The 12,228-nt window shown below is 72.3% G+C and carries 13 protein-coding genes and 1 tRNA gene; 9 read left to right on the top strand and 5 right to left on the bottom strand.

Going from position 1 to position 12,228, the window contains the following annotated elements:
• Positions 1-58 precede the first annotated feature (58 nt).
• The 5 genes from tmk (at position 59) to FZC61_RS21155 (ending at position 5,523) form a co-directional block, all read left to right on the top strand.
• Complete coding sequence (gene tmk / locus FZC61_RS21175; protein WP_148616200.1) at positions 59-718, top strand: dTMP kinase; 660 nt, start codon at positions 59-61, stop codon at positions 716-718.
• A gap of 70 nt (positions 719-788) precedes the next feature.
• A complete protein-coding gene (locus tag FZC61_RS21170; protein ID WP_148616198.1) occupies positions 789-1,934 on the top strand; it encodes a DNA polymerase III subunit delta' in 1,146 nt (381 codons plus the stop codon).
• Between the two features lie 95 nt (positions 1,935-2,029).
• Positions 2,030-3,004: a hypothetical protein gene (locus FZC61_RS21165; protein ID WP_148616196.1), complete on the top strand. Its 975-nt coding sequence runs from the start codon at positions 2,030-2,032 to the stop codon at positions 3,002-3,004.
• 257 nt (positions 3,005-3,261) lie between these two features.
• On the top strand, positions 3,262-4,854 hold the full coding sequence (locus FZC61_RS21160) for an alpha/beta hydrolase (RefSeq protein ID WP_246142838.1): 1,593 nt from the start codon (positions 3,262-3,264) through the stop codon (positions 4,852-4,854).
• A gap of 72 nt (positions 4,855-4,926) precedes the next feature.
• Positions 4,927-5,523, top strand: a complete 597-nt coding sequence (locus tag FZC61_RS21155) for a hypothetical protein (protein WP_148616192.1) — start codon at positions 4,927-4,929, stop codon at positions 5,521-5,523.
• Positions 5,524-5,547: 24 nt separating this feature from the next.
• Here FZC61_RS21155 and FZC61_RS21150 read toward each other — a convergent pair whose 3' ends face one another.
• Genes FZC61_RS21150 through FZC61_RS21135 form a run of 4 tightly spaced genes read right to left on the bottom strand, consistent with a single transcriptional unit; the run spans position 5,548 to position 9,524 of the window.
• Positions 5,548-6,537 (bottom strand): VWA domain-containing protein, encoded by a 990-nt coding sequence (locus FZC61_RS21150; protein ID WP_148616190.1) that lies wholly within the window; start codon positions 6,535-6,537, stop codon positions 5,548-5,550.
• Positions 6,534-7,475 carry a DUF58 domain-containing protein gene (locus FZC61_RS21145; RefSeq protein ID WP_211357381.1) on the bottom strand — a complete coding sequence of 314 codons (942 nt, stop codon included), beginning with the start codon at positions 7,473-7,475 and terminating at the stop codon, positions 6,534-6,536. Before FZC61_RS21145 ends, FZC61_RS21150 begins: the two co-directional genes overlap by 4 nt.
• Positions 7,472-8,551 (bottom strand): AAA family ATPase, encoded by a 1,080-nt coding sequence (locus FZC61_RS21140; protein ID WP_148616189.1) that lies wholly within the window; start codon positions 8,549-8,551, stop codon positions 7,472-7,474. The genes FZC61_RS21145 and FZC61_RS21140 overlap by 4 nt, the downstream gene beginning before the upstream one ends.
• A gap of 46 nt (positions 8,552-8,597) precedes the next feature.
• Entirely contained in the window at positions 8,598-9,524 is a 927-nt protein-coding gene (locus FZC61_RS21135) for a LysR family transcriptional regulator (protein WP_148616187.1), read from the bottom strand.
• Between the two features lie 70 nt (positions 9,525-9,594).
• Between FZC61_RS21135 and FZC61_RS21130 the strand changes: the two genes are divergently transcribed.
• The 4 genes from FZC61_RS21130 (at position 9,595) to istB (ending at position 11,414) form a co-directional block, all read left to right on the top strand.
• Positions 9,595-9,780 (top strand): hypothetical protein, encoded by a 186-nt coding sequence (locus FZC61_RS21130; RefSeq protein ID WP_148616185.1) that lies wholly within the window; start codon positions 9,595-9,597, stop codon positions 9,778-9,780.
• Positions 9,781-9,878: 98 nt separating this feature from the next.
• Positions 9,879-9,951 (top strand) — tRNA-Thr (locus FZC61_RS21125).
• 246 nt (positions 9,952-10,197) lie between these two features.
• The gene (locus FZC61_RS21120; protein WP_148616184.1) at positions 10,198-10,626 is read left to right on the top strand and encodes a Mu transposase domain-containing protein; all 429 of its coding nucleotides are present in this window, start codon (positions 10,198-10,200) and stop codon (positions 10,624-10,626) included.
• The gene (istB, locus tag FZC61_RS21115; RefSeq protein ID WP_148616182.1) at positions 10,626-11,414 is read left to right on the top strand and encodes an IS21-like element helper ATPase IstB; all 789 of its coding nucleotides are present in this window, start codon (positions 10,626-10,628) and stop codon (positions 11,412-11,414) included. The genes FZC61_RS21120 and istB overlap by 1 nt, the downstream gene beginning before the upstream one ends.
• A gap of 513 nt (positions 11,415-11,927) precedes the next feature.
• On the opposite strand, the gene FZC61_RS21110 is transcribed toward istB, so the two are convergent.
• The gene (locus FZC61_RS21110) at positions 11,928-12,197 is read right to left on the bottom strand and encodes a hypothetical protein (RefSeq protein ID WP_148616180.1); all 270 of its coding nucleotides are present in this window, start codon (positions 12,195-12,197) and stop codon (positions 11,928-11,930) included.
• Between the last annotated feature and the right edge of the window lie 31 nt (positions 12,198-12,228).

Below are 12,228 nucleotides of genomic sequence, written 5' to 3'. Positions count from 1 at the left end.
TATCCCGCCGCCGGGCCTGCGGACCGAGGTGTCGGTGGCGACCGGTAGCGTCGCCGCCGTGCCTCTACCCCCCTCGGCCCCGTCGTACGCCGACCGTGGCGTCTTCGTGTGCTTCGAGGGTGGCGAGGGGTCGGGCAAGTCCACCCAGTCGCGGCGTCTGGGCTCCTGGCTCGAGGCGGCGGGCTACGAGGTGGTCCTCACCTTCGAGCCCGGCGACACGGCGGTGGGCCAGGAGGTCCGGCGCATCGTGCTGAGCCCCGAGACCGGCGCGCTCGACGACCGCACCGAGGCGCTGCTCTACGCCGCCGACAAGGCCGAGCACGTCGCGACGCTGGTGCGGCCCGCCCTCGACCGGGGCGGCGTCGTGGTCACCGACCGCTACGTCGACTCGACCCTGGCCTACCAGGGGGCCGGCCGCGCGCTCGACGTCCGCGAGGTCGAGGCGGTCGCCCGCTGGGCCACCGGCGGCCTGCGGCCGCACCTGACCGTCGTCCTCGACCTCGCGCCCGAGACCGGCCTGGGCCGGTTCGTGGGCCGCGACCGCATCGAGGGCGAGTCGCTGGAGTTCCACCAGCGGGTCCGCCAGGCGTTCCTCGACATGGCCGCCGCCGACCCCGGCCACTACCTCGTCGTCGACGCACGTGCCGACGTCGACGAGATCGAGCAGTCGATCCGGGCCGCACTCACACCGCTGCTGACCCAGGCCGTGCAGTCATGAGCGACTCCCCAGGACGTTCTCCGTCTCCCCCGCTCCGCTCCTGCGCCGGACAACGCCCCGGGGGCCCCGGATGAGCGTGTGGGACGACCTCGTCGGGCAGCAGCACGCCGTGACCGCCCTGCGGCGCGCGGTCGCCGGCGACGGCATGACCCACGCGTGGCTCTTCACCGGGCCGCCCGGCTCCGGACGCTCCAACGCGGCCATCGCGTTCGCGGCGGCGCTGCAGTGCCCGCAGGGCGGGTGCGGCGAGTGCCACGAGTGCCGCACCGCACTGGCCGGCAGCCACGCCGACGTCACCATCCACCGCACCCAGAGCGTGCAGCTGCGCATCCACGAGGCCAAGGAGCTCACCCGGCAGGCCGCGCTCAGCCCGGTCGGGTCGCGACAGGTGTTCGTGATCGAGGACGCCGACCGCTTCAACGACTCCTCGGGCAACGCCATGCTCAAGGCCATCGAGGAGCCCCACCCCCGCACCGTGTGGCTGCTGTGCGCGCCCACCCTCGAGGACGTCCTGCCGACGATCCGGTCGCGTTGCCGCCAGGTCAACCTGTCGACCCCGACCCCGCGCGACGTCGCGGCCTTCCTGGTCCGCACCGAGGGCGTCCCCGAGGCGCTCGCCTCCTACGCCGCGCGCGCAAGCCAGGGCCACATCGGCCGGGCCCGGGCCCTCGCCCTCGACGAGGCCACCCGCAACCGCCGCAACGAGGTCGTCTCGCTGCCCACCCGCCTCACCTCCCTGGGCGCCTGCATGACCGCGGCCACCAACCTCGCCGAGGTCGCCAAGGAGGAGGCCGAGGCCATCACCGGCGAGCTCGACGCGCGCGAGAAGGCCGCCCTCGACGCGGCGTACGGCGTGGAGGAGCGTGGCCGTCGCCCTCGCGAGTACGGCCCGGCGCTCAAGGAGATGCTCGACGACCAGAAGCGCCGCTCGCGCCGCCGGCTCATCGACGTCGTCGACCGCGGCCTGATGGACCTCGTCTCGGTCTACCGTGACGCGATCGCCGTGGCCCTCGGCGCCCCCGGCGAGCTGGTCAACCAGGAGCGGCGCGCCGACGTCGCCGACCTCGTGCGCGACTCCACCCCCGAGCTCAACCTGCGTCGCATCGACTGGATCTTCGAGGCCCGCCAGCAGATGGTCGAGTTCAACGTGCCGGTGCAGCTGGCCCTCGAGGCGATGATGGTCGCGCTCAAGGTGCCCGGCCGTTCCGACGACTGACCAGGGATTGTCGCCAGGGGCTGCTTGCGGCCGCCCGGTCCACAGGCGCTCGTCTGGCGCCGCCGCCTGTAGTGATCAGCGCCGACGCTGGGTCGGTGAGGCCGATCCCCGACGAGCTGTGGCACCGACCGTTCTCCTGCGCCGAGGCCGCGGCCGCCGGCATCACGTCGCGGATGCTGGAGGGGCGGCGGTTCGTCCGGGTCCACGAGGGCGTCTGGCGGGCCCGCGACCACGAGATGACCGATTACGACTGGCTGGTCGCCGCCCGGCTCGCGCTGCCCGACCGTGCCCTGCTCACCGGGATCAGCCGGATCCAGGAGCTCGGCCTCGACCACGGCCCGCGGCTGCCGGTGCGCTTCGTGGTCGAGGGGGACCTCCACCGTGAGCTCCAGCATGTCTTCGTGCACCGCACCACCCAGCTCGGCCCTCACGACTCCACCGGTCTCTGCGCCGCGGCAGCCTTCATCGCCTACTGCGCCCTGGCCCGGGTGATCGACGCGATCAAGGTCGGCGACTGGCTGCTGCACCACGAGCACATGACCCTCGACGGGCTGCGCGCCCTCGCCTGGGGTGCGCGCTGGCGCGACGGGGCGTTCGAGGCGCTGTGGGTCTCCGACCACCTCGACGGCAGAGTGCGCTCGCTCAAGGAGTCCGAGAGCCGGGCCGTCCTGGAGTTCGCGGGCCTTCCCCGTCCCGAGGTCAACCACACGATCCCGCTGGTCGAGGCGGTCACGGTGATCGCCGACCTCTTCTACGTCGCGCAGCGAGCGGCGGTCGAGTACGAGGGCAGCCACCACCTCGAGGACCCTCTCCAGGTCGTCTCCGACATCGACCGCTACGCGGTGATGCGCCGCGGCGACGTCGCCTACGTCCAGGCGACCAACGCCAAGCTCAGCGATCCGCGCCGTCTTGTCCGCGAGGTCCACCAGATGCTCGTCTCCCGCGGCTACGACGGCCCGGAGCCGGAGTTCGGGGACCGGTGGCGGTCCCTCTTCGGCCGGCTGCGCGATGCGGTGGGTGGCTCGCGACGTGAGTTCCTGCTGCGCAGCGCGCGGGGTGAGGTCTCGTGAGCGGTGCGGGGCCTGGTGGGGCGGTGAGCAGGCCACCTTTCGGCTGGTCGGAAGGGGGCGGAAGGGTGGCTGGCGCACCGCTTGGTGAGGCGGGGTGGGTGGGCTGGTGAGCAGGCCACCGGTCGGCCGGTCGGACGGGACCGGAAAGGTGGCTCACGCACCGCCCCACCGACCCGACCCGGCCGCCCTGCACCACCGGTTGGCACCTCACGCCATGATGGGGGCGCTCGCCGTCCATGCGGAGAAGGGTCGTCCCGGTGAACAACAAGCTGGTCTGGGTGGTCGCGGTCGTGGCCGTGCTGGTGCTGGGCATCGGCGGTGGCCTCACGGCCGCCCTGGTGGTGGGCAGTGACGACGCCGACTCGTCGGCGCCGCGCGAGGCCGACCCGCAGTCCTCCGACACCGGCGGCTCGACCACGCCCAACACGCCGACCACACCGGTCGGACCGGTGCCCAAGGGGCTCGAGGAGTTCTACACCCAGCAGCTCGACTGGCAGGCGTGCGGCGACAACGAGTGCGCGGCCCTCACCGTGCCGGTCGACTACCAGGACCCGCAGGCCAGCGACCCGATCAAGCTCAAGCTCGAGCGGGTCCCGGCCGCCGACCAGGCCAACCGGGTCGGCTCGCTGGTGGTCAACCCCGGCGGCCCGGGCGCGCCCGGCACGACGATGGCCGAGAACGCCGACGGCTACTTCCGCCCGCAGCTGCTCGACCGCGTCGACATCGTCGCGTTCGACCCGCGCGGCACCGGCGACTCCGACCCGGTCGACTGCCTGTCCGACTCCGAGCTCGACGCCTACGTCGCCCAGGACCCCTCGCCCGACGACGCGGCCGAGGGCGAGCAGGTCGTCGCCAACCAGGACAGGTTCTTCGCCTCCTGCGTGGCCAACTCCGACGCGCTGATCGGGCACGTCTCCACCGTCGAGGCCGCCCGCGACATGGACGTGCTGCGCGCGGCCCTGGGCGAGGAGGAGCTCAGCTATCTCGGGTTCTCCTACGGCACGACGCTGGGCTCGACGTACGCCTCGCTCTTCCCCAAGAACGTGGGCCGGTTCGTGCTCGACGGTGCCACCGACCCCACGCTCGACTTCCGCCAGAACGCGCTGAGCCAGGCGGCCGGCTTCCAGACCGCGCTCGACGCCTACGTCGACAACTGCGTCGCCGAGGGCGACTGCTTCCTGGGCGCCGACCGCGCCGCCGCGCTCGACACCATCACCCGGCTGCTGGCCGACATCGAGGACGAGCCGCTGCCCACCAACCAGGACCGCGACCTCGAGGCCGGCAACGCGCTCTACGGCTTGATCACCCCGCTCTACAGCCGCGACAGCTGGACCTACCTCGACCAAGCGCTGCAGCAGGCCCTCGACGGCGACGGCAGCACCCTGCTGCTGCTCTCGGACCTCTACGGCTCGCGCAACGCCGCCGGCGGCTACGACGACAACAGCCTCGAGGCCATCCTCGCCATCAACTGCCTCGACGACCCCGAGTCGATCGAGCCGTCGCAGGTGCCCGCCGAGCTCCCGGCGTTCGAGAAGGCCTCGCCGACCTTCGGCGAGGTGTTCGCGTGGGGCCTGACCGGCTGCCACGGCATCCAGGTCAAGGCCGAGGAGCCGCCGCCCACCATCAAGGCCCCCGGCGCCGCCCCGATCGTCGTGGTCGGCACCACCCGCGACCCGGCCACTCCCTACGAGGAGGCGGTCGCCCTGGCCGACCAGCTCGACAGCGGCGTGCTGCTCACCCGCGACGGCGACGGCCACACCGGCTACAACAAGGGCAACTCGTGCATCGACGAGGCCGTCGAGGGCTACCTGATCGACGGGACGGTGCCGGCCGACGGCACCCAGTGCTGACCGGCTGCTGACCGGCCGCTGACCGGATAGTTCCGGTGGCGCCCGGCGTACGCCGCCGCGCACAGTGGGTCCATGTCGGCCCTCGGACGCCTCCTCGCCCTGCTCCTGCTCGCGCCGCTCCTCGCCGTGCCCACGACGGCCGCCACCGGGTCGCCGGCCGCGGCGGAGGAACGCCAGCGGCAGTGCGCCAACGGCCGCCCGGAGAAGGTGGTCCGTGAGCGGCTCGGCGACGGCCCGCGCGGTGCCGACATCACCGCCGCCGGGCTGTGGCACAAGCGGGCCGACGACTGCGTGTGGACCACGGTCACCGGCCGGCTGACGGTGGCCGGCTCCCAGGTGGTGCAGGTGCTCTACGACACCGACCGCGACCACCCCGGCGCGGAGCTCTACGCGTTCGCCTACAGCCCGGTCGACGGCGACCAGCGGCGCGGGGGCTACCTCGTCGGACGGGTCGACGGGCAGTGGCGGGCGCTCGACTGCCCGGTCTACTTCTTCTTCCGCCCCGGCCGCGACCAGGTCGGCCTGGGCCTGCCGAAGACCTGCCTGGGCAGCCCGCGCAGCGTGCGGGTCAAGGTGCAGCTGTGGGACATCGTGGCCTACCGCACCCACAACCGCTGGCGCGGCAAGGCCGACCAGGTCCCGAGCCGGCGCTGGTCGCGGCGGTTCTGACCTCGGCCCGCCGAGCTCGCAGCGTCAGGGCAGCCGGGAGAACCAGCGCAGGCTCAGCCCCGCGGCGACCAGGCCGACCAGCAGCGCCAGCGCCACGGCGTACGGCGTGACGTCGCGCGGCTCGGTGCGGTAGCCGATCGACGACTGGATGTCGTCGTAGACCTGGTCGAGCTGCGCGGCGGTCTCGGCGGAGTAGCCGGTGCCCCCGGTGGCCCGGGCCAGCGCGTCGAGCGAGGGCTGGTCGACCGGCACGGGCACGGTCTCGCCGCCGACGACGACGGTGCCGCTGGGGGTGCCGTAGGCGATGGTCGACACCGGGACGTCGTCGTCGACCGCGGCCGCGACGGCCTCGTCGATGCTGCTGCCGACGGTGTTGGTGCCGTCGGACAGCAGCACGATCTGCGCCGGGACCGGCTCGCTCGGGTTGCCGTCGGCGTCGGTGGTGGACTGGTCGCCGAGCGCCTTGATCTGGGCCAGCGAGGTGAGGACGCCGTCGCCGATCGCGGTGCCCTCGGCGAGCTCGAGCCGGTCGAGGGCGGCGATCGCCTTGGCGTGGTCGGGGCCGGGCTCGGACAGCACGGCGGCCGCCCCGGCGAACTCCACGACGCCGACGTTGAACCCCGCGGGCAGGCCCTGGATGAAGCGCTTGGCGGCCTCGCGGGCCGCGGTCAGCCGGTCGGGGTCGACGTCGGTGGCCTGCATCGACAGCGACACGTCGACGGTCACGATCACGGTGGCCCGCTCGCGCGGCACCTGCGTGTCGACCTGCGGTCGCGCCGCGGCGACGGCGAGCACCGCGAACGCCAGCAGCAGCAGGGCTGCCGGCACGTGCCGACGCCAGGCGGGCCGCTTCGGCACCAGGCGCTCGAGCATCGGCAGGGTCGCGAACCTCACGGCGTACGTCGAGCGGCGGCGCTGGGCCAGCAGGTAGGCCACTAGCAGCGCGGCGACCGGGACCAGCAGCCACAGCCAGCCGGGGGAGGCCAGGGCGAGCAGCGGGGCGGGGGCGCTCATGCGGGGACCACCCGTCGCATCGGGGCGCCGTTGACGTGGCGGGCCAGGTCGCGCACCCAGTCGCGGTCGGTGCGCAGCAGCACGTGGCCGGACCGCGCTGAGCGCACGGCGTCGGCCGTCGCGGCCCGGTGGGCGGCAGTCAGCTCGGCGTAGCGACGCCGCAGCCGCTTGTCGGAGGTGAAGACCTCCTGGCGGCGTCCGGTCTCGGGGTCCTCGAGGGTGACGGTGCCGACGTCGGGCAGCGCGAGCTCGCGGGGGTCGACGACCTCGACCAGCAGGGTCTCGTGGGTGGCGGCGAGGCGGCGCAGCGGCTGCTCCCAGGCGAAGGGCCGCTCGGTGCGGCCGTCGGGCTCGACGAGGTCGGTGACGACGACCCGCACCCCGGGTCGCGGGTGCCGGGCTGCGAAGGTCCGCAGCGCGGTGGCCAGGTCCGGGCCGCCCTGGGTGGGGGCGACGGCGTGGCGGCGCAGGGCCCGGTGGGCGGCGGCGCGCGACGGCACGGGCGCGGCCCAGACGAGACCGTCGCCGGTGAGGTGGGCGGTGCCGAGGCGGTTGCCCGGCCCGGCGGTGAGCATCGCGATCGCGGCCGTGACGCCGGCGGCGATGTCGCGCTTCTCCAGCGCGACGGTGCCGAAGGCCATGCTGGGGGAGTCGTCGACGAGCACCCAGGTCTCGAGCTCGTGCTCGGCCAGGGGGCGCCACACGTGGGCCTCGCCGGAGCGCGCGGTGACGTTCCAGTCGATGCGGCGTACGTCGTCCTCGCCGGGTCGGTAGCGCACGACCTCCTCCGGGTCGGAGCCCGAGCCCAGCCGCAGCCCCCGCTTGTCGCCGTGCAGGCGGCCCGGCAGGCGGCGGCGTACGGCGAGCTCGAGGGCGTCGAACACCGCCTCGGGCGAGGTGGCGCCGCCGAGCGGGGGAAGGGGGGCGGGGTGGCTCACGGGCCGACGTGCTCGCCGGCGTAGCCACCGCTGACCGGCAGCGGCTGGGTCGCGTGGTAGCCGTTCTTGTGGCCGTCGGGGTCCTCGCGGGTGGCCACGCTGGGCTGCGGCACGGCGGCCACGACCTCGCGGACGATGGCGCGCGCGTCGGCGCCGTCGGCGACCGCGTCGAACGACAGCAGCAGCCGGTGGCTCATCACGTCGGAGGCGACCTCGGCGACGTCGGAGGGCAGCACGTAGGAGCGGCCGCGCAGCAGGGCCAGGGCCCGGCCGGCGGCGAGCATGCCGAGCGAGGCGCGGGGGCTGACGCCGAGCTCGATGGCGCTGCGCAGGTGGGGCAGCCCGTAGCGCTCGGGGGAGCGGGTCGCGATGGTGAGGTTGACCAGGTACGACGCCACGGAGTGGTGCACGAACAACCCGTCGGCCACGCCCTGCAGCCGGATTATCTCCTGCGGGGAGAGCACGGCCTCGGCGCGCGGCGGGTTGACCGACATCCGGTGCAGGATCGTGAACTCCTCCTGACCGGTCGGGTAGGGCACGTCGACCTTGAGCAGGAATCGGTCGCGCTGGGCCTCGGGCAGGCGGTAGACGCCCTCGGACTCGACGGGGTTCTGCGTGGCGAGCACCAGGAACGGGTCGGGCAGCGGGTGGCTCTTGCCGGCGATCGAGACCTGCTTCTCGGCCATCGCCTCGAGCAGCGCGCTCTGCACCTTGGCCGGGGCGCGGTTGATCTCGTCGGCGAGCACGAGGTTGGCGAAGATCGGCCCGAGCTCGACGTCGAAGGTCTCGCTGCTCGCGCGCCACACCCGGGTGCCGGTGATGTCGCCGGGCATCAGGTCGGGGGTGAACTGCAGCCGCGAGAACGACCCGCCGACGACGTCGGCCAGCGTGCGCACCGCGAGCGTCTTGGCCACCCCGGGCACGCCCTCGAGCAGGATGTGTCCGCGGGCCAGCAGGCCCACCATCATCCGCTCGACCATCGTGTCCTGGCCGACGACGACCTTCTTGACCTCGATCAGCGCACGCTCGAGCGTCGCCGAGGCCTCTGCGACCTCGCGCTCCTGTTCAGCCGACATGCGCCTAGGTTCTCATCACCCTGGTTGGGAGACCGGCGGGTGCGCGTCAGGAGACGCCCAGCGGCTCGGCAATCTCCTGGATCCGGGCCGTGGCGAGCTCGATCATCAGCCGGGCCGCCGGCGACAGCACGGCGCCGGTGCGGTGCACGATCGCGAAGGTGTCCCACTGCTGCGGGCGCAACGAGACCCACCCGGCCTCGGGCGCGAGCCGCGGCAGCAGCTGCTCGGCCGCGCCGCGGGGGATCACCGAGTCGGCCAGGCCCATGCCGACGAGCTCGACGGCGGTCTCGACGTCCTCGACCTCGATCCGGGTCTGCGGGTTGCGGCCGGTCTCGTGGAGCATCTGGCGCAGCAGGATGCGCGTCGAGTCGTCGGCGCGCCAGGTGGTCTCGGGCATCACCAGGCTCGCCTCGGCCAGGCGCCGCGCGGTGACCGGGGTCGTCAGTCGCGCCGGGTCGGCGCTGATGTAGACGAGCTCCTCGCGCGCGACCGGCGTGATGGTGATGCCCTCGCTCTCCACGCCCGAGACCGCCAGCATCGCGGCCTCGAGCCGGCCGCGGCGCAGGTCGTCGGCGACCTCGGTGGAGTTCTGCCCGACGAGCTCGACGCGTACGCCGGGGTAGCGCGCCAGCACGTCGGCGATCAGCCCGGCGCTGGCGTACAGCCGCGCGACCCCGAACATGCCGAAGCGGATCGTCCCGGTCTCGAACGACTTGATGCTCTGCACGGCCTCGCGTGCCTCCTCCACGCTGGCCAGCACCTTCTCGGCGTGCGGGCGCAGCGTGTCGGCCACCGTCGTCGGTACGACGCCCCGCCCGACCCGCCGGAAGAGCTGGACGCCCAGCGACTTCTCCAGCGCCCGGACCTGCTCGGACACCGACGGCTGCGCGTAGCCGAGCTCCTCGGCCGCCGCCGTCAGCGAGCCGTGCTCGTAGGTGGCCAGGAAGCACCGCAGCTGGTGGAGCGAAAGCATAGGTCTCTCCTTGGGATGCTTCTGGAAAGCAAGGCTACCCCTGGTGTCTGCTGCGGAAGAGACTATGGGTATGTCGCCGTTCACCCACCACTGCACCGCCTGCGAGCGGGTCCAGCTCATCTTCCCCACCCAGCTCGCCGGCGTGGCCGAGACCGACCAGGGTGTCGTCCTCGCGTTCACCTGCTGGTGCGGCGCTGCGCAGACCTATCCCCTCCAGCCGGCCGACCGTCGTACGGACGACGTCGCCGCCGCCTGACGCACCCTCCGGTGGGTGGGGCGGGCTGGTTTCGGCGCTGGCCGGGCTCGTCCGTATACTTCCTGCGGTCGTCCATGCACTTCGGTGCGGGGATGCCGGCCGCCTTAGCTCAGTCGGTAGAGCGAGTCACTCGTAATGACTAGGTCGTCAGTTCGATTCTGACAGGCGGCTCCGAGAACAGCCCCCCGACCTGCGGAGACGCAGGCGGGGGTTGTTGCATTGAGGGGCCGGAACGGCCTGACTCCACACAAATTCAACACTTACTGGACCGCGCTGGCCGTCGGCGCCCGGTGTCGAGGGCCAGCGATCGGTGCCGCGAAGCCATGCCTCGCCCGGCGACGGGCATCCTGCGTTGTGCGGTTCAGCGCCAAAGGGGCCGGCAGACCTTGCGGTGGGCGCGAGGGTCGCATCGACCGGGTGGATGAGGTGGAGGAGCCGCGCGGCCTCGTCGACCTCGACGGCCTCGACTTCGCTCCCCTCGCGCGCGGTTCGCACCCCTCGCGCGCGGCGGCACCGGGATGGGGGACCGGGGTGGCGGATCGTCAGGTCCGGTCGGCCGACCCCGGTGTCATCGGACGCCGCGTCGAGGTCCACGCCGACCTCGACCGCGTCTGGGTGACCTGCCAAGGCGCGCTGGTCGCTGACCATGCCCGGGTGTGGGCCCAGCACCAGACGATCACCGAGTTCGACCACACCGTCGCGGCCAAGCTCCTGCGCCACGGCCGTGGTGACCTCCTGGCCCCGGTCGCCGACGCGGTGACCGGTGAGGTCGTCGAGGTCCGCTCGCTCGGCATCTACGACCAAGCCTTCGGGATCGCCGGCGCAGTTGATGGGGAGGTCGTGTGATGACCAGCAAGACCAGCAAGGACACGACAGCCGAGTTGGAGTACCTGACCCGGGCGTTGAAGGCGCCCACGCTGCGTGAGTCCGCAGCCCGACTGGCCGAACGCGCACGCGAGGAGTCGTGGACCCACGAGGAGTACCTAGCCGCGTGCCTGCAACGTGAGGTCACCGCCCGCGAGGCTCACGACGGCGAAGGCCGCATCCGCGCAGCCCGATTCCCCGCACGCAAGTCACTAGAGGACTTCGACTACGACCACGCCCGCGGCCTGAAACGCGAAACGATCGCGCACCTGGGCACCCTCGACTTCGTGGCCGGCAAGGAGAACGTGATCCTCCTCGGACCGCCCGGGACCGGGAAAACCCATCTGGCCACCGGCCTGGCGATCAGAGCCTGCCAAGCCGGGCACCGCGTCCAGTTCGCCACCTCATCCCAATGGGTCGACCGACTCGCAGAGGCCCACCACGCCGGCCGGCTGCAGGACGAACTACGCCGACTGGTTCGCTACCCGGTCCTGATCATCGACGAGGTCGGCTACATCCCCTTCGAGCCCGAAGCAGCCAACCTGTTCTTCCAGCTCGTCTCATCACGCTACGAACGAGCCAGCCTCATCGTCACCTCGAACAAGTCCTTCGCGAGATGGGGCGAGGTCTTCGGCGACGACACCGTCGCCGCCGCGATGATCGACCGCCTCGTCCACCACGCCGAGGTCATCGCCTTGAAGGGCGACTCCTACCGACTCAAAGACAGAGACCTCGGCCGCGTCCCCGCAGCCGCCAACCAAGAGAACTAGAACCGAGGGGGTCAATTTTCAACCGACGGAAGGGGGTCAGATTTCAGCCGTCGTTGACAGCGGCGACGTCGTCGATCTCGTTTTCGCAGTTGAGAGGCTGTGTTCAGTTCTCGGACTTGACCCCCGACCATGCCGCGATGCGGGCGTGAAGCGTGGTCAGAGCCCCGCGCTGAGCGGGATCAGGCGACTCAACACTTATTCAACACACTCGGCGTGATCGAGGTTCTTCCAGCGTGACCGGTCGTGACCGGCAATGACGGCGATAGGGCAGTCAGGTCGCTGTGGCCCAGGTTAGAGGGCTGGCTCTCGTCAGAAGACGCCTCGTGAAGCACGGCCACTCGACACGACTAGGTCGTCAGTTCGATTCTGACAGGCGGCTCACCTGAAGGCCCCTGACCTGCGGAGACGCGGGGCGGGGGCCTTCGTCGTGTGGTCGAGTCGAGCGCGCGCCACCCGCCCCGGGCGGCCGGGATGGCTGGACGCGAGTGGGTGTCCGGGCCGTCTCGTGCTCGGTCAGCGCGAGGCCTCGAGCGCAGCGACGAGCTCGTCGAGTGCGGGCTTCGCCGACTCGGGCAGGGAGATGGACATGAAGGACGACATGGCGACCAGCACGTCGTACCGGCCTTCCTTGCCGCGCTTGCCCGGCTTGTGCTTGACCTGCACCTCGCGGTAGGTCGACAGCGGGTTGCGTGCGGCCTCGTCCATGCCGTTGTGACGGTACTTCGCCAGCGTCGCCCCGTCGAAGAGCAGCGATTCCCCGTTGAGCCCCTTGACCTCGATCACGCCGGCGAGCCTAGGACATCCGCGATCCTTG

The sequence above is a fragment of the Nocardioides rubriscoriae genome, from assembly GCF_008087085.1.
GTDB classification, from domain to species: Bacteria; Actinomycetota; Actinomycetes; order Propionibacteriales; family Nocardioidaceae; genus Nocardioides; species Nocardioides rubriscoriae.
The sequence above is the reverse complement of the archived record's forward strand: the minus strand, read 5'-3'. Positions and strand labels throughout refer to the sequence as shown.